Origin of the sequence: Herbaspirillum sp. C7C2, assembly GCF_022627865.1 — a bacterium.
Classification (GTDB): domain Bacteria; phylum Pseudomonadota; class Gammaproteobacteria; order Burkholderiales; family Burkholderiaceae_D; genus Herbaspirillum; species Herbaspirillum frisingense.
Map to the genome: position 1 here is coordinate 1 of NZ_JABXGI010000068.1, position 281 is coordinate 281.

The window sequence follows — 281 nt, forward strand, 5'->3', positions numbered from 1 at the left end:
GGCATGAACGCCACCGAGAAACTGGGCCTGCGCGAGCTGCTGGTGAAGATCCAGGCCGATGGCCGGACCATCCTGCTGATCGAACACGATGTGAAGCTGATGATGGGCCTGTGCAACCGCATCACGGTTCTGGACTACGGCAAGCCGATTGCCGAGGGCGTACCGGCCGACGTACAGAAGAACCCGGCGGTGATCGAAGCCTACCTGGGCGCAGGCCATTAAGCGAGACCACAGAACATGACAACGAACATCCTCAAAGTCGAACAACTGAGCGTGGCCTA

General features: G+C 59.4%; 1 protein-coding gene. It reads left to right on the plus strand.

Annotated features, from left to right (window positions below):
- Positions 1 to 222: ABC transporter ATP-binding protein C-terminal domain-containing protein (locus tag HWE04_RS24265; protein ID WP_446719260.1), on the plus strand; the 222-nt coding region annotated here is incomplete at its 5' end.
- Positions 223 to 281 lie beyond the last annotated feature (59 nt).